The organism is Actinokineospora fastidiosa (genome assembly GCF_014648415.1).
GTDB classification, from domain to species: Bacteria; Actinomycetota; Actinomycetes; order Mycobacteriales; family Pseudonocardiaceae; genus Actinokineospora; species Actinokineospora fastidiosa.
The window spans coordinates 465,778-480,712 of the sequence record NZ_BMRB01000003.1; the positions used below are offsets into that span (position 1 = coordinate 465,778).

The window sequence follows — 14,935 nt, forward strand, 5'->3', positions numbered from 1 at the left end:
TGGCCCAACCCCCACCAGCCCTCCAAGCACGCCCCTCGCCAAACCAACTCCCACCCGGACCAACAGCGCCGGAACACAGCCACCAGCGCACACCACCCCGCAACAACTAGCCAACCCACGCTCAGCACCGCGCCAAGTCCCATCCGGATCGACAGCGGCCTAACACCCCCATCGGTGCCACCGCCCCGCGCTCAGTCAGCCGCCCACGCTCAGCGCCGAGCCGACTCCCACCCGAACCGACAGCGGTTCAACACCAGCCCTCGCACACCAGCCGGGCGCCCTCACGTCCGATACCGGGCCACCAACTCCCCACCGATCCTCGCCAGTTCCGTCTGGACCGACGGTGGGTCCACCACCTCCACCAGCCCGCCCCACCCCGCCAACTGGCGGGCGATGTCGAGTGGGGTTGGGGCGCCGACCCGGACGAGGTCGCCGTCGACGTGGCAGTGGCGTCCGAAGTGGTCGCGGAGGATGGGGATGTACCGGGCCTCGATCCGCAGGGTCGCCCAGGTTCGGGAGCGGCGGTCCTCCACCTCGCCCACCACCTGGTCCCACGCCTCCGTCAGGTCGAAGTCGGCAGGGCGGTCCGCGGGCTCGTCGGTGGGCTCGGCGGCGACGACGCGGTCCAAGCGGAATGTGCGTCTGCCGCGCGGTGTGCCCGCGATGAGGTACCAGACCTCGTCCTTGTCCACCAACCCCCACGGGTCCACCAGGCGGACCGTCTCCTCGCGAGCCCGGTTGACGTAGGTCAGGTGGACCTTCCTGCGGCGGACCACGGCCGCCTGGAGCAGGTCGACCAGCTCCGGGCGGCCCCTCGGCCGGTCTCCCCAGCGGGTCGGGTCGATCATGGTCGCGGTGGCGGCGGCCTCGGCGTCGGCGCGGAACGGGGTGGGCAGGGCCCGGACCAGCTTGCGCAGGGCGGCCTTCGCCTCCGGAGAGACCGCGGCGGCCGGGCCGACGAGCAGGAACAGCGCCTGCGCCTCGGTCGCCGACAGCCCCGTGAGGTCCGTGCGCGCCCCGCCGACCAGCGACCAGCCGCCGCCCCGACCCGGCTGCGGGTACACCGGGACGCCCGCCGCCGACAACGCCTCCAGATCACGCCGGGCCGTGGCGACGGACACCTCCAGCTCCTCGGCCAGCTCGGCGGCGGTGACGCGGCCGCGGGCCTGCATGAGCAGCAGGGCGGCGACGAGACGGTCGGCGCGCATGGGTTCTCCAAAGTGCTCAGTTGGTGAGCACTTTAGGCGCGATGCTGGTCCCATGCTTCGAGGACTCACCACCGTCAACTACTTCGCCGACGACGTCAGCGCCGCCGCCGACTGGTACGCCACCGTGCTCGGCGTCGAGCCGTACTTCTCCCGCGACGTGGACGGCTCGCCCGCCTACATCGAGTTCCGCATCGGCGACTACCAGCACGAACTCGGCATCCTCTCGCGCCGGTTCGCCTCCCCGCCGCCGGGCGGGGCGATGATCTACTGGGCCGTCGACGACGTCCACGCCGCCTTCGAGCGGCTGCTGTCGCTGGGCGCCACCCAGCACCTGCCCCCGACCGAGCACGGCCCCGGTTTCGTCACCGCGTCGGTGACGGACCCGTTCGGGAACGTCCTCGGCGTCATGTTCAACAAGCACTACCTGGAGGTGCTGGGCGCGTGAACGTCACCGAATGGCGCACCTGGCTGGCCGAGCACGGCGAGTCGGAAACCGAGGTGTGGCTGGACATCCACCCCGGCCTCCCGTACGCGGTGGCCGTCGAGCACGCCCTGTGCTTCGGCTGGATCGACAGCCAGGCCGCGGGCTCCCGGCTCCGCTTCACCCCCCGCAACCCCGACAGCGGCTGGAGCAGGCTCAATCGCGACCGCGCCGAGCGCATGACCGCCGCGGGCCTGATGACCCCGCGCGGCCAGGCCCTCATCGACACGGCCAAGGCGACCGGCATGTGGGAGGTCGGCGAGATCGTCCCCGACGACCTGCGCGCACTCCTCGACCGCAACACCACCGCCCGCGCCAACTTCGACCGCTTCCCCCCGTCGTCCAAGCGCCTGATCCTGGAATGGATCGCCACCGCCAAACGCCCCGAGACCCGCAGGCGCAGACTGATTCAGACGGTCGACCTGGCCGAGGAGAACATCCGCGCCAACCACCCGAGGTCCCGATCGACCGCAACCCGATAACCGCCACGGCGGGCCGCAGACGCAGAGGGCAGGTGCGCCCGGACCCGCACGACTTCCAGAGCCGCGAGGACTAACCGGCCACCCGAATACGGTCGCGCCCCTGCTGCTTCGCCTCGTACAACGCCGCGTCCGCCGCCCTCAACAACGCGTCCAAATCCGTCGCCGGCCCTGACCCCGCGGCGATCCCGATGGAGGTCGTGCGGCCGCCGATGGTGACCGGTCTGCCGCGCTTGTCGGTCGCCGGGACGTGCAGGTCGGCGATGCCGCGCCGCACGCGTTCGGCGACGGACATGGCGGCGGCGGCGTCGGTGTCGGGGAGCAGGAGCACGAACTCCTCGCCGCCGAAGCGGCCCACCAGGTCGCCGTGGCGGGTCGTCTCGCGCAGGACCGCGCCGACCGCGCGCAGCACAGCGTCCCCGGCCGGGTGGCCCCAGGTGTCGTTGACCTGCTTGAAGTGGTCGAGGTCGATCACCGCGACGGCGAGCGGGCCGGAGAGCCTGCGGGCCCGGTCGACCTCGCGGCCCGCCTCCTCGTGCCAGCCGAGGCTGTTGAGCAGCTGGGTCTTGTGGTCGGTCCGGGCGTCGCCCCGGGCAGTCTCGATCTGCAGCGCGCCCCAGTCCAGGGCGGCCAGCAGGGGAACGAGGATCAGCGGGGCCAGCCACGCGTGCGCGGTGGCCAGGGCCGCGATGACGGCCAGGCACACCATCACCGCGCCGCCCAGGTTGTCGCGCCTGCTGCCCGCGATCGCCTCCCACGTCGCGTGCGCGCTCGACAGCGCGATCACCCCCGCGATGGCGAAGGCGTTCACCAGGAAGTACGCCACCCCAGCGCCCGCGAGGAACAGCCCGTCGCCGACGCCGATCGCGTTGTCCACGGACACGCCCGCCAGTCGCATCACCGCCATGGACGCCAGCGCGGCCAGCAGGATCCCCGCCGTGCCGAAGGTGTACCGGTAGAGCGGGCGGCGGGCCACCGGGTACAGCTGCACGCGCAACAGGATCAGCGCGGCCACCGCCATCCACGCGGGCAGCAGGACCATGCCCGGCAGGATCCACACGACGCTGGTGTCCATGTGCGGTCCGCCCGCCGCCTGGTCGCGGCGGGTCTCCTCGGTGCGCCGCGACAGCCAGCGGTGCGCGGCGCCCGCCGCGACCAGCACGGCGAAGCGGTACCAGTCCAGCGTGACCGGCGGGGCGTCGGTGAGCATCGCCCACGCCGCCGTCGCCACGGTGATCGCCTCGAAAGCGAGCACGTACGCGCGTGCCGACGGCGGCAGGTCCGTCAAGCTGGGCTTACGCGGGTCGGCCACACTGGATCCGGCTGGAGGTGAGCCCGATGAGCCGCGACTGGTGACCCCGACGGAGGTCGGGTCGTTGTCCTGTCCAGACGTGTCCTGAGCAACCGGTGAGGAAGGAGACTCCGATGAGCCGCGACTGGTGAGACCCACTTCGGTCCCGTTCCCCATCCCACCTCCCTGGTCGCGTGATAGGACGCGGGAGCCGTGACCGGGTTCCGCTCCGGTGAGACCGCGCCGCGTCCGGCGACCGCGTCGCCCGTGCGGAGCGTAGCCCTCTCGGCACGCGCCGTTCAGACGATGCTCGCGTGCATGATCGCCTACGGCAAGGTGGGCGGACTCACGCGGGTACCCACTCGCGCAGGGGCGGCGGCTGACGGCGCTCCAGCCCGTAGGGCTCCAGCGCGCCGCCGAGCACCTCGGCGAAGGCCCGCTCGACCGAGGCGAGATCCCATTCGTCGCGCTGCAGCACGGGCGCCTTGAAGTACGGGTGGCCCACCAGGTGCAACTGCGTGCCGGTGCAGCGCACCACCTGGCCGGTGATCCCGGCCGCGCGGTCGGAGAGCAGGAACCGCACCAGCGGCGCGATGCGGTCCGGCGTCTCGGTCGGCTTCGACAGCTCAGCGCGCCGCGGCGAGTCCCACACCATCCTGGTGTACGCCTTGGGGCACAGCGCGTTGACGCGGATGCCCTCGTCCTCGAGGTCCAGCGCCCACGACCAGGTCAGCGACGCCACCGCGCCCTTGCTCGCCGCGTACACGCCCAGCCCGCGCTGGCCCATCAGCGCCCCGGACGAGACGTTGACGATCGAGCCGCCACCGGTCTCGCGCATCCGCCGGACCGCGGCCAGCCCGACGTTGATCACGCCGAGCACGTTGACCTCGACGAGTTCCCGCGCCCGCGCCGGGTCGTCGTCCCACGGCTTGGCCGTGTAGTTCAGGCCCGCGTTGTTCACCAGCCCGTGCAGGACGCCGAACTCGCGCACCGCGGTGTCGACGATGCGCTCGGCCTCCTCCGGGTCGGCGACCGAGGCCACGCACGGCACCGCCGCGCCGCCCGCGGTCCGGATCCGGCCCGCCACCTCGGCGACCACGTCGGCGTCGACGTCGTTGACCACGACCCCCGCGCCGGAGGCGGCCAGGTACTCGGCGAACGCCGCGCCCAGGCCGCGACCGGCGCCGGTGACCACGATCGCCTTGCCGTCCATCGTGCTGTCCATGTGACTCCTCCCCAACCAACCGGCCCCGACTGAAATCCACCGGCTGCGAGCCAGTGTCCGGGGCGGGAAGGGGTCGTGGCCTGTCCAGACGGCGAACGGGCGAATCCGGCGGTGAAGCCGGTGAATCGGTTCGGCTGGGCTGAACTACCGGGCTGAACTGCCCGCCCCCACCGTGTCCCGCCGCCGGGCGACGACCTCGTACGCCGACGGGTCCACGCGCCGGGTCTGCAGCCAGTAACGCCAGGTGAAGCCGGGCCAGATGGTCCGGTTGACGCCCTGGGAGTCCAGGTACCAGCTGGTGCAGCCGCCCTGCGTCCACACGCCGTCGGCGAGCTTGCGCTGGATCTCGGCGTTGAACCGCTCCTGCGCGCCGCGGCGGACCTCGATGGAGTCGCCGCCGTGCCGCTCGACCAGGCGCATCGCGTCGGCCACGTAGCGGATCTGGGACTCGATCATGAAGACCACCGAGTTGTGGCCGAGGCCGGTGTTCGGGCCGAGCAGGAAGAACAGGTTGGGGAAGCCGTTGACGGTGATCCCCTTGTAGGTGTTGATCCCGTGCTCGCGCCAGGTCTTGGCCAGGTCCCGCCCGTCGCGGCCGGTGATGTCGAGGTAGTCGAAGGCGTCGGTGACGTGGAAGCCGGTGCCGTAGATGATCGTGTCGACCTCGATCTCGCGGCCGTCCTTGGTCACGATCGAGTTGGCCCGCACCTCGGCGACGCCGGAGGTGTCGAGGTCGACGTTGGGGCGGTTGAACGTCGGGTAGTAGTCGTTGGAGATGAGCACGCGCTTGCAGCCCAGCACGTAGTCCGGGGTGAGCTTGCGGACCATCTCCGGGTCCTTCACCGAGCGCTTGATGTTCCAGGCCGCGAGCTTGGAGGCGGCCTTGAGCAGGCCGAGGTTGCCGTTGAAGCCGACGGCGCGGACCTCGTTGAGCCAGTACAGGAACGCCCGGTACGCGCGCTGCGTGCCGGGGATGCTGGCGAACGCCTTCTGCGTCCACGCGGGCATGGCGTGGTCGGGCTTGGGCATGACCCAGGGAGCGGTCCGCTGGAACAGCGTCAGGTGCTCGACCTGCTTGGCGATCCGCGGGACGAACTGGATCGCGCTGGCCCCGGTGCCGATGACGGCGACGCGCCTGCCGGTCAGGTCGTGGTCGTGGTCCCAGTCGGCGGAGTGGAACGCCTTGCCCTGGAAGTTCTCGATCCCGGGCAGCTCGGGCACCGACGGGATGTGCAGTGCGCCGACGCCCGCGACGACGTACTGGGCGACGTAGGTGTCGCCGGTCTTGGTGGCCACGTGCCAGCGCGCCTCGTCGGCGTCCCACCGGGCGCCCGCGACCTCGCAGTGGAAGCGGGTGTGGCGGCGCAGGCCCCACTTGTCGGCGACCTCGCGCATGTACGCCCAGATCTCCGGCTGCGGGGCGAAGGAGCGCGACCAGTCGGACTTCTGCTCGAAGGAGAAGGAGTACATGTGCGACTGGATGTCGCAGGCGCAGCCGGGGTAGGTGTTGTCCCGCCAGGTGCCGCCGAAGTCGGCAGCCTTCTCCAGCACGACGAAGTCGTCGCGGCCCTCGCGGCGGAGCTGGATCGCCATGCCCATGCCGGAGAACCCGGTCCCGACGACCACCACACCGGTGTGGATGACCTTGCCCATGCGCCGATCCTCCCTCGCTGACTGTTACTCGCGGTCCAGCTTACTGGAAGTAGGTTACTTCGGGTAGAGTCAATCTCGTGACCACCACCGACCAGCCCCGCAAGCGCATGCCGCGCGCCGAGCGCGAGCGGCAGATGATGGCGGTCGCCGAGGAGATCTTCAGCGAGCGCGGCTACCTGGCGACCTCGGTCGACGAGATCGCCGAGCGGTGCGGGGTGTCCAAGCCGATGATCTACGAGTACTTCGGCTCCAAGGAGGGCCTGCTCGTCGCCTGCATCCGGGCAGCGCGCGAGGAGCTGGCGCAGGCCACGACCGCGGCGGTGGTCGGCGCGACCACGCCCGAGGAGGCGCTGCGCCGCGGCGTCGGGGCCTTCTTCGCCTTCGCCGACTCCCACCGCAGGGCCTGGTCGCTCATGCTCAGCGGCGACACCGCGGCCGCCGGTCCGGTCGCCGCCGCCGAGATCGAGGCCGGGCGGCAGGAGCAGGCCGCGATCGACGTGGCGCTGTTCCGCGCGTTCGTGCCCGACGCGCCGCAGACGATGCTGGAGGCCGCCGCGCAGGTGGTCGTGGGCGCGTGCGAGCGGCTGTCGCTGTGGTACGTCGCACAGGACGAGGTGGGCGCCGAGGAGGCCGCCGACTACCTGATGACGTCCCTTTGGCACGGTTTGCGTGGCCTGATCGAGCGCGCTCACCCGGCTGAGTGAGGCCCGGAACCGATTCCGGGCGAGGAAGTTGCGCAGTTCAGCGGGCGCGCTTGTAGCCGATTGGGTTAAGTGCGTCTTAGGACGCGAGATTCGAGGTGCGCGATGTTCGAGCCCATCCTGGCCAACTACACCCCCGACGGCGACGATTGGACCGTCGAGGTCACCGCGGCGGGCGAGTCCCGGACCGCCACCGCCCCCGGCCTCATCGCCGCGCGGGACGCGGCCGACCAGCTGGTCGAGGAACTGGTCCCCGGCGACGACGTCCGGACCGTGGTCCACACGCTGGAGGGCGACGCCTACCAGTTCACCTCGGCCTACCTGGCCGCGCGGCTGGGCAGGCCGGATGCCGATCCGGAGCCCGCGGCGGGCCCGAAGCCCGCCGACCCCGCCCCACGCCCGCGCGCCGCCGCGCCCGTTCGGGAGGCCGCGACCGGCTCCTAGCGGAACAGCCCGCGGACCACCAGCAGCCCGACCACCACACCGACCCCGATGAGCGCGTAACGGACCTTGGGGTCGTCGAGCGTGGACCGGGCGCTGGCCTTGGCGTTGTCCACCAGCCGCTTCGGGCTGGCCTTCTCGCCCAGCCGGTCAAGGGTGACCGCGAGCGCGTCGCGCGCCTGCTCGATCTCGCGCTGGATGGTCTCGGGATCGCGGGCCACGTTTCCTCCTCGCCGGGGTACCGGTGACCCCGGATGGACACACGGTAGATCACCCGGTGCCGTCTCTTCCGCATGGGCCAGGCAAGTAGGCTGTCCGGGCTACCACTCGGGGCCGTAGCCCAATTGGCAGAGGCACACGGTTTAGGTCCGTGCCAGTGAGAGTTCGAGTCTCTCCGGCCCCACAACTCCGCCAGCGTGAGAACCCGACCGACTCGGGCGTGGCCCGCTCCTCACCGTGAGGCGCTCCCGTCGTGGAGCGCTAGGGTGCGCCGTGCTCGACGTTCGGCGATTCAAGGCCGTCTGCTATCGGGTCGCCCGCAGCACCGGGGGCTCGATGCAGGAGTTCCGACTGACCGACGATGTCACGCCCAGCTTCCACCAGGGCGTGATCACCTTCGGTGACAGGTCGGTCGCCGTGGTCGGCGACCGCCGCCAGCCACTCGTCGCGGTCGCCGAGCCCGGGCGATCACGTTCACGGCCGTGGCTAGGACCGCTCGTCTTCATCGACCTGCCTGAACTGGTGTCCGCCCTCCGCGAAGAGCCAGCGATGCGGGTGTTCTCCAAGGCTGAACTCGACGCGCCGTTTCGGCACGCCGATTGGCCCCACGTGACGGAGTACGACGTTCGGTACTGGCGCCCGGCCACCTTGGGCGAAGCCCTCTTCAACTACTGGGACTGGACCCCTGCACTGCGGAGGCCGAGACCGTGGGCCGCCGTGGCAGGCACCGACGGGCTGGATGACGCTCTCCGACCCGCCTCACGAGGCGAACCGCCCCCGCTTCGGCGCCACGAACCACTCAGCGGCCCGGCGGGCGAGGTCATCGATCGAGGACTCCCCCGCCGGGTGGACCAGGGAGTCGGGGGCGGACATCTCGATCAGGGCGTCCTCGGCCCGCATCCCGTCGTCCCAGTTGAGGCAGGCCGGGCTCCATCCGCCGCGTATGCCGCGCTCGTCGAAGTCCAGGCGCAGGGTGTCCCGGATGGAGTCGCCCTCGACGATGTCCAGGGAGACCAGGAGCCAGGGCGTGCCGTCGTCGTCGGCGTGCAGCCAGTAGTCAAGGCCCGGCACCAGCGCGGCCAACGCCGTCATGAAGGCCAGTTCGGCGGCCGTCGGGTCGCCGCCGCGCTGGCCGCCCCAGTCGAGTTCGTCAACCGTCACCGGCTCACCCTAGGCCGCCGGACCAGGAGCAGGACGGCCGCGATCAGGAGCAGTAGCAGGGGTGAGGGGCCGGAGAGGACTGCGCCGACGGTCGTCCACGCCGCGAGGCCCCACGCGATGAACCCCGGGGGTGTGATGCCCCGGACGCCCATCCACAGGACGATCGCGCCGACCAGGAGGAGCGGCAGGCCGAAGCTGTAGAACGTGTACCAGAACGCGCCCGTGGTGGGGGTCATCGCGACGGGGTCGGTGTTCGGGGTGGCCCACAGTGCCCAGTCGAGCCAGCTCGCGGCGTGGTGTGGGGCCGTCTGCACCAAGGCGCCCACCGAGTGCCCCAGTCCGCACAGCGCGATCAGCCCACCGGCCCACTTCACCATCGCGGAACTCCCCTGTTATACGGTTACGTATAACCCGAGCATATACGCACCCGTACAACACCGGAGGGCACATGGGAGCGCTGCGGACGCCGCGGGAGAAGTGGGTCGAGGCGGGGTTGCGGGCGCTGGCCGCTGGCGGGGTGGACGCCGTGCGCGTGGAGGCGCTGGCCAAAGCGCTCGGGGTGACCAAGGGCGGGTTCTACGGCTACTTCGCCGACCGCGGCGAGCTGCTGACCGAGATGCTGGACACCTGGGAGCGCGAGAGCGTCGACGACGTCATCGCCCGCGTCGAGCGGGAGAGCGACGACCCGATGGACCGGGTCCGCCTCGCCGGGCGGCTCACCTTCTCCGGCGACCGCCTGCTCCCCATCGACCTCGCCGTCCGCGACTGGGCGCGCCGCGACCACCAGGTCGCCGAACGCCTGCGCCGGGTGGACAACCGGCGCATGGGGCTCCTCCGCGACGCGATCAGCGCCTTCTGCGCCGACCCGGAGGAGGTGGAGGCCCGCAGCCTGCTCGCGTTCTGCATGGCGATCGGCAGCCACTTCCTCGCCGCCGACCACCCCGCCCACACCCGCGACCAGGTCAAGGCCCGCGCCGCAGCACTCCTCCTCAGCCCGGACCGCTGACCTCGGACCGCAGCGTCGCCTCGGTCGGCTTCTCGATCGTGCGCGACCCGTACACCTCCGAATGGCCGAGGTCGACGATGCTCACCCGCACGCGGTCCGCGGTCGCCTCCTGGATGACGCACGCGTACCACTCGCCGTCGGCGTCGCGGAACCACCAGCGGTCGGCCAGGCACGCCAGTCCGCGCCGCTCGACGGTCTCCCACGCCTCGTGGAAGTCGGCGTCCGGGCCCAGCGGATGGCCGAACACGGTGCGCGGGGACCAGGTGTCCTCGCCTGCCTGCCGGACGTAGCCGAGCAGGGCGTTGTCGGAGTCGCGGATGACCTCGTGGCCGTGGCTCATGGCCGATCACGGTCGCCCACCCCCGGTCCCCGCCTCAACCGAATATCGCGAAAGGGGGCCCACCCGGCAGGTGAGCCCCCTTCCGTGTCGACGATTACGAGCAGAACACCTCGGCGAGGACGTCGGTGAGCCCGTCCGCCGCGCCGGGCGTCGGCGCGGAGGTCACCGACATGATCATGCGGGTGCTCGTGTCGGCCGTGCTCATGGTGACCGTCACGTACCCGGGGATGCCGCCGTCGTGGCCCCAGGCCACCGTGCCGCAGGGCAGCTCGCTGCGGCCCAGGCCGAGGCCGTAGTCGTCGACCGTGGTCCGCATCTGCGCCAGCAGGGACGCGGGCAGCAGCTCACCGGACAGCAGCGCGTCCAGGAAGCGGTCGAGGTCGGCCGTGGTGGAGATCATCGCGCCCGCCGCGCCCGCGACCGAGGAGTTCATCGCGGTGACGTCGACCGGCTTGCCCCATGCGGTCATGTACCCGTGGGCGTGCGGGCCCTGCGGGACGATGCCGCCGGTGCGGGTGTCGCGCAGGCCCAGCGGCCGCAGGATCCGGCGCTCGACCGCGCGCTCCCACGACTGCCCGCTGACCTCCTCGATCAGCATGCCCGCCAGGATGTAGTTGGTGTTGGAGTACGACCAGTCCGTCCCCGGCTCGAAGTCCAGCGGCCGGGAGGTGCCGATCTCCAGCAGCTGCTCGGCCGAGTAGTGGCGGAACCGCTCGCGCACGAAACTCTCCGGGTCCCGCAGCAGCGCGTTCGTGTAGTTGAACAGGCCGCTGGTGTGCTGGAGCATCATCCGCACGGTGATCCGGTCGTCCACCAGGCCCGGCAGGTAGCGCGTCACCGGCTCGTCCAGGCCCACCTTGCCCTCGTCGACGAGCTGCAGCACGACCGTCGAGACGAACGTCTTGGTCACGCTGCCCACCCGGAACCGCCCGTCGAGCGGCACCGGCCGCCGGCTGTTCAGCCGCGCCGTCCCGCTGCGCAGCACCAGGGTCTCCCCGTCGTCGACGATGCGCACCTGCACGCCCTGGACGCCGTCCTTGGCCATCCGGTCCAGCGCCGCCTGCACCACCGCCGGGTCGACGTCGCCGCCGGTGTCGGCCGACGCCGTGGTCACCGTCGCGGTGAGCCCCATGACCACGGCCGTGCCGAGCACGGCCAGTCTTCTGATCCCCATGTCCATCCCCTCGGGTCGGTGTCCCGCCAGAGGCCAGTCTGGCCTGGGCCGGGTCCGCCCGCGTCGATCTTGAGGCGGACGGGCCCGTCATCCCGGGGTACGACCCGCGCCGTGGGACCATCGGCCCATGCGCAGGCCGAGGCCGCTGAAAGCGCTCCTCCGACTGGTGGACCGGTTCGAGGAGCGCGGGGTGTACGTGCCGGGCGAGGACAACCAGGCCATCTCGCCGTGGCGGGACTTCGGCTGGCTGATCGCGCTGTGGCTGGCCGCGGTGGGCGTCATCGTGCTGTTCTTCGCCATGGCCGCCTGAGACCCTCGTCACTGTTGGTGCCCCTCCGGTCACGGCCAGGCCACAGCCTGGCTCCAGGTCCGACTCAACCGGCCGCTGGGATGGGCGTTCGGAACCCCCAGCCGACATCGTGGACGGGTACCCGCCCGTCGACCGAGGAAGTGGACCGTGCAGACCGCCAGGCGCGCCGCAGCCGCCTGCGCCCTCCTGGCAGCGCTCGCCGGGTGCGGCGCGGCGCAATCGAGCACGCCGCCCCCCGAGCAGCTGGCGCCCTCGGTCGAACGCGCCGAGCCGCCCGGCTCCACGACCCAGGGCGGCGCGCTGACCGCGCTGGGGCGGGGTCTGTCGATCGCGGTGTCCGCCCCCAAGTCCTTCGTCCCCACCTCGTCGGCATCCCCGGCGGCGGCGCGCGCGGTCGGGTTCGAGATGACGGTCCGCAACGACGGCGACACCCCGTACCGCCCGACCCTGCTGGCGCTGACCGCGCACGTGGACTCGCAGGCGGTCAAGCAGGTCGTCGACTCCACCCAGGGCTACAGCGGCCTGGTGGGCACCGAGGAGATCGCGCCCGGGCAGAGCATGCGGTTCTCGGTGGCCTTCGCCGTGCCGCCGGAGAAGGCGGACGTGCGCGTGGTGGCCAAGCCGGACCCGGCGGCCGCCGTCGCGGTCACCGTCTTCGACGGCGAGGTGTGAGCGGGCTATAGCGTCTGCCCCATGACTGAGCGCTTGAGCGTGGGCGACCCCGCCCCCGACTTCACCCTGCCCGACAGCACCGGCAGGCCGGTGTCGCTGTCCGACTTCCGCGGCCGATCGGTGATCGTCTACTTCTACCCGGCCGCGGCAACCCCCGGCTGCGCGAAGCAGGCCTGCGACTTCCGCGACAACCTGGGCGAGCTGGCCTCGGCCGGGTACGCCGTGCTCGGCATCTCCCCCGACAGCCAGGCGAAGCTGGCCAAGTGGGTCGCGGCGGAGTCGCTGACGTTCCCGATGCTGTCCGACAGCGAGCGCACCGTGATGAAGCAGTGGGGCGCGTTCGGCGAGAAGCAGATGTACGGCAAGACGGTGACGGGCGTCATCCGGTCGACGTTCGTCGTCGATCCCGAGGGTGTGATCTCGCTGGCGCAGTACAACGTGAAGGCCACCGGGCACGTGGCGAAGCTGCGCCGCGACCTCGGGGTCTGACCCCCGCTACGGGGCACGGCGCGGAAAAGTTGCCCGGGTAGCCGGGCAACATTCCGCTGGGACGGCGGCGTGTTCAGGGCATGCGCTGTCTCGCACTGCTTGCCCTGCTGCTGCTTTCCGCGTGCGCCCAGCCGATTCCCCTTGCCGCGCCGCCGGTTCCGATCGCCCTGCCGCTGACGCAGGCGTCGGCCACGCCTGAGGCCGACCTGGACGTGGCCGCCGAGGTGACCGCGGCCGTGCGCCGGGAGTCCAGACCGGACACCGAGGTGGGCGTGCTGGTCGTGGATCTGCGGGAGCACACCGCCCTCGTCTCGGCCAACGCCGACCGGCCGTTCCGGTCGGCGTCACTGTCCAAACTGCTCATGGCCCTGGAGGCGTTGCGCGGCGGCACGGTTGACCGCGCGTCCGTCTGGAGAATGCTGAGCCACTCCGACGACCAGGTGGCCAACGCCTTGTGGGTGCGGCTGGGCGGCTCGGCCATGATCACGGCGTCGGCGCAGCGGTTGCGCCTCACCGGAACCCGCCCACCCGCGCTGCCGAACCGTTGGGGTGACGTGATGATGACGCCCAGCGACCTCGTGCGGATCTACGACCACGTGCTCACCCTGCCCGCCGCCGACCGCTCCCTCGTCCTGGACGCCCTGGCCTCCGCGCCCCGCCTGGCGGCGGACGGGTTCGACCAGCACTTCGGCATCCCCGACGGGATCTCCGCGCGGTGGGCGGTGAAACAGGGCTGGTCCGACAGTCCCGACGACCTGTCCCTGCACTCGACGGGCCTGGTGAACGGCCGCTACGCGGTGATCCTGCTGACCGAGCACCCCCGCCCCATCCGCCTGCGCACCGCGGCGGACTCGGTGACCGCGGGGGCGCGGGTGCTGAACGGGATTCTCACCTGATTCTCAGCGTCGCGGGCGCATGATGTGGGCATGTCGGGATTGCGGACCGCGTTGGCCGCCACGGTGGTCGCGGTCTTGGTGCTGACGGTGACCACGGCGGCACTCCCGGAGACGTGCTCGGCGCAGACGTCCGTCGGGGCCCCGGCGGCGCCGCCACAGGCCGCGCCCGAGGCGGCCGCGCTGCCCGCCGACACCGCGGCCGGGGTCGTCTCGGCGGTGCGCGCGGTGTCGCCGGGGGCCGATGTCGGGCTGCTGGTGTGGGACAGCGCGACGGAGAGCAGGATGGTCGCGGTCGAGCCGTCGACCCGGTACCAGTCGGCGTCGCTGGTGAAGCTGCTGGTGGGCATCGCGGCCACCCGGGCGGGAACGGCCCCGGCTCGCGTCACGCGGATGCTGCGGGACAGCGACGACCGCGTCGCCAGCCTGCTGTGGGGCGAACTGGGCGGCGACGCCCTGCCGGGACGGGTGGCCGCGTCGCTGGGGATCGCGGGGGTCGGCCCACCGGACATCTGGGGCCGGTGGGGCAACGTCCTGCTCAGCGCGGAGGACCTGGTGACGGTGTACCGGTACCTGCTGACCGACATGCCCACCCTCCTCACCCCACTCCTGAACGCCCCGCGCACGGCGGCGGACGGGTTCGACCAGCACTTCGGCATCCCGTCCGCGTTCCCCGGCCCGTGGGCGGTGAAGCAGGCGTGGGGTACGTCCGCCCAGGCGACCACGGCCCACACCACAGGCATCGTGGCCGACCGCTACGTGGTCGTCCTACTCACCTCACACCCGCCGGGCACGTCGTTCCACACCGCCACAACCGCCGCGACCGCAGGCGCCACCGCCCTCGCCCCCCACCTGCCCTGACACACTCAGATGATCAGATCATCTGACTTGCCTTCATGATCTGAACATATGATCTGATCATCCGAGTCGAGCGCGCGCCGCGACTTTCAGATGACGTCTTCATCTGGAGCAATCACCCTGCTGACCTGGCGAGGACCGGCGGAACGATGGCCCACCGGGCTCGGCAACCCCTACGGGCGGGCCTGACCTTCCCGGTCGCCAGCGCGCCGACCGGGTCTTCGCGGTGCACCCGCGAGGTTACGCCGCCGATTCGGATGATCTCATCATCCAGAACTCCAGATGATGCCATCATGCGCGATTTCACATGATGGCATCATATGATCAGATCATC

At 71.6% G+C, this 14,935-nt stretch carries 19 protein-coding genes and 1 tRNA gene; 11 read left to right on the top strand and 9 right to left on the bottom strand.

Annotated elements, in window-relative coordinates:
* Positions 1–281 precede the first annotated feature (281 nt).
* Entirely contained in the window at positions 282–1,208 is a 927-nt protein-coding gene (locus tag IEY98_RS21065) for a helix-turn-helix transcriptional regulator (RefSeq protein ID WP_189212282.1), read from the bottom strand.
* 52 nt (positions 1,209–1,260) lie between these two features.
* On the opposite strand from IEY98_RS21065, the gene IEY98_RS21070 reads away from it, so the two are divergent.
* Positions 1,261–1,653 carry a VOC family protein gene (locus IEY98_RS21070; protein ID WP_189212283.1) on the top strand — a complete coding sequence of 131 codons (393 nt, stop codon included), beginning with the start codon at positions 1,261–1,263 and terminating at the stop codon, positions 1,651–1,653.
* Positions 1,650–2,171, top strand: a complete 522-nt coding sequence (locus tag IEY98_RS21075; RefSeq protein ID WP_189212284.1) for a YdeI/OmpD-associated family protein — start codon at positions 1,650–1,652, stop codon at positions 2,169–2,171. The genes IEY98_RS21070 and IEY98_RS21075 overlap by 4 nt, the downstream gene beginning before the upstream one ends.
* A 70-nt stretch (positions 2,172–2,241) precedes the next feature.
* On the opposite strand, the gene IEY98_RS21080 is transcribed toward IEY98_RS21075, so the two are convergent.
* The 3 genes from IEY98_RS21080 to IEY98_RS21090 form a co-directional block, all read right to left on the bottom strand.
* Positions 2,242–3,480 (bottom strand): GGDEF domain-containing protein, encoded by a 1,239-nt coding sequence (locus IEY98_RS21080; protein ID WP_194510807.1) that lies wholly within the window; start codon positions 3,478–3,480, stop codon positions 2,242–2,244.
* 325 nt (positions 3,481–3,805) lie between these two features.
* Entirely contained in the window at positions 3,806–4,684 is an 879-nt protein-coding gene (locus IEY98_RS21085; RefSeq protein ID WP_189212285.1) for an SDR family NAD(P)-dependent oxidoreductase, read from the bottom strand.
* Positions 4,685–4,828: 144 nt separating this feature from the next.
* Positions 4,829–6,337, bottom strand: a complete 1,509-nt coding sequence (locus IEY98_RS21090; protein WP_189212286.1) for a flavin-containing monooxygenase — start codon at positions 6,335–6,337, stop codon at positions 4,829–4,831.
* Between the two features lie 77 nt (positions 6,338–6,414).
* Here IEY98_RS21090 and IEY98_RS21095 point away from each other — a divergent pair, with 77 nt between their 5' ends.
* Positions 6,415–7,041: a TetR/AcrR family transcriptional regulator gene (locus tag IEY98_RS21095; protein WP_308425913.1), complete on the top strand. Its 627-nt coding sequence runs from the start codon at positions 6,415–6,417 to the stop codon at positions 7,039–7,041.
* A 102-nt stretch (positions 7,042–7,143) separates the two neighbouring features.
* Positions 7,144–7,482 carry a lipocalin/fatty acid-binding family protein gene (locus IEY98_RS21100; protein WP_189212287.1) on the top strand — a complete coding sequence of 113 codons (339 nt, stop codon included), beginning with the start codon at positions 7,144–7,146 and terminating at the stop codon, positions 7,480–7,482.
* On the opposite strand, the gene IEY98_RS21105 is transcribed toward IEY98_RS21100, so the two are convergent.
* The gene (locus IEY98_RS21105; protein ID WP_189212288.1) at positions 7,479–7,700 is read right to left on the bottom strand and encodes a DUF3618 domain-containing protein; all 222 of its coding nucleotides are present in this window, start codon (positions 7,698–7,700) and stop codon (positions 7,479–7,481) included. The genes IEY98_RS21100 and IEY98_RS21105 overlap by 4 nt on opposite strands.
* Positions 7,701–7,808: 108 nt before the next feature.
* On the opposite strand from IEY98_RS21105, the gene IEY98_RS21110 reads away from it, so the two are divergent.
* Positions 7,809–7,882 (top strand) — tRNA-Leu (locus tag IEY98_RS21110).
* A 575-nt stretch (positions 7,883–8,457) separates the two neighbouring features.
* Here IEY98_RS21110 and IEY98_RS21115 read toward each other — a convergent pair.
* Both IEY98_RS21115 and IEY98_RS21120 read right to left on the bottom strand, forming a co-directional pair.
* Positions 8,458–8,859 carry a hypothetical protein gene (locus IEY98_RS21115; protein WP_189212289.1) on the bottom strand — a complete coding sequence of 134 codons (402 nt, stop codon included), beginning with the start codon at positions 8,857–8,859 and terminating at the stop codon, positions 8,458–8,460.
* Positions 8,856–9,236, bottom strand: a complete 381-nt coding sequence (locus tag IEY98_RS21120; protein WP_189212290.1) for a DUF6463 family protein — start codon at positions 9,234–9,236, stop codon at positions 8,856–8,858. The genes IEY98_RS21115 and IEY98_RS21120 overlap by 4 nt, the downstream gene beginning before the upstream one ends.
* Before the next feature lie 71 nt (positions 9,237–9,307).
* On the opposite strand from IEY98_RS21120, the gene IEY98_RS21125 reads away from it, so the two are divergent.
* On the top strand, positions 9,308–9,865 hold the full coding sequence (locus IEY98_RS21125; protein ID WP_189212291.1) for a TetR/AcrR family transcriptional regulator: 558 nt from the start codon (positions 9,308–9,310) through the stop codon (positions 9,863–9,865).
* On the opposite strand, the gene IEY98_RS21130 is transcribed toward IEY98_RS21125, so the two are convergent.
* A complete protein-coding gene (locus IEY98_RS21130) occupies positions 9,849–10,205 on the bottom strand; it encodes a hypothetical protein (protein WP_189212292.1) in 357 nt (118 codons plus the stop codon). The genes IEY98_RS21125 and IEY98_RS21130 overlap by 17 nt on opposite strands.
* Positions 10,206–10,299: 94 nt before the next feature.
* On the bottom strand, positions 10,300–11,379 hold the full coding sequence (locus tag IEY98_RS21135) for a serine hydrolase domain-containing protein (RefSeq protein WP_189212293.1): 1,080 nt from the start codon (positions 11,377–11,379) through the stop codon (positions 10,300–10,302).
* Between the two features lie 127 nt (positions 11,380–11,506).
* Between IEY98_RS21135 and IEY98_RS21140 the strand changes: the two genes are divergently transcribed.
* The 5 genes from IEY98_RS21140 to IEY98_RS21160 all read left to right on the top strand — a co-directional run bounded on the left by IEY98_RS21140 (position 11,507) and on the right by IEY98_RS21160 (position 14,604).
* Positions 11,507–11,689, top strand: coding sequence for a hypothetical protein (locus tag IEY98_RS21140; protein WP_189212294.1), 183 nt, complete (start codon positions 11,507–11,509; stop codon positions 11,687–11,689).
* A 147-nt stretch (positions 11,690–11,836) separates the two neighbouring features.
* Entirely contained in the window at positions 11,837–12,361 is a 525-nt protein-coding gene (locus tag IEY98_RS21145) for a hypothetical protein (RefSeq protein ID WP_189212295.1), read from the top strand.
* Positions 12,362–12,382: 21 nt separating this feature from the next.
* Positions 12,383–12,850, top strand: coding sequence for a thioredoxin-dependent thiol peroxidase (gene bcp / locus IEY98_RS21150; protein WP_189212296.1), 468 nt, complete (start codon positions 12,383–12,385; stop codon positions 12,848–12,850).
* A gap of 80 nt (positions 12,851–12,930) precedes the next feature.
* A complete protein-coding gene (locus tag IEY98_RS21155; protein WP_189212297.1) occupies positions 12,931–13,746 on the top strand; it encodes a hypothetical protein in 816 nt (271 codons plus the stop codon).
* 30 nt (positions 13,747–13,776) lie between these two features.
* Entirely contained in the window at positions 13,777–14,604 is an 828-nt protein-coding gene (locus tag IEY98_RS21160; RefSeq protein WP_189212298.1) for a hypothetical protein, read from the top strand.
* The last annotated feature ends 331 nt before the right edge of the window (positions 14,605–14,935 follow it).